Origin of the sequence: Stenotrophomonas sp. AS012628 (genome assembly GCF_010608305.1) — a bacterium.
Taxonomy (GTDB): domain Bacteria; phylum Pseudomonadota; class Gammaproteobacteria; order Xanthomonadales; family Xanthomonadaceae; genus Stenotrophomonas; species Stenotrophomonas geniculata.
In genome coordinates this window covers 1-372 of the sequence record NZ_VMBJ01000112.1, presented here as the reverse complement: position 1 = coordinate 372, position 372 = coordinate 1, and the positions used below count along the sequence as shown (strand labels likewise).

The 372-nt window shown below is 62.9% G+C and carries 1 protein-coding gene; it reads right to left on the bottom strand.

The window, feature by feature from the left end:
• Positions 1–372: DDE-type integrase/transposase/recombinase (locus G5A07_RS21200; protein ID WP_191863969.1), on the bottom strand; the 372-nt coding region annotated here is incomplete at both ends.

Here is a 372-nt window from a genome sequence, read left to right as displayed (position 1 = left end):
AGTTGTAGCGGTGCATCAAGTAATGACTGATGTCCCGTTGGGCCTCCTGCGCCGTCAGGTAACCCGTTGACGGGAACCACTCCGACTTCAGACTGCGGAACAGGCGCTCCATCGGCGAGTTATCCCAGCAATTCCCCCGACGGCTCATGCTCTGCTGCATCCGATAGCGCCAGAGCCGTTGCCGAAACAGGCGGCTGGCGTACTGGCTGCCCTGGTCTGAATGGAACAGCACCTGCTGTGGCCTGCCGCGCTGTTCGTAGGCCATGTCCAGGGCCTTGATCACCAGTTCGGCATCCGGCTTGGCCGAGAACGCCCAGCCGATCACCCGCCGGGTATGCAGATCCAGCACCGCGGCCAGGTAGTGCCAACGGC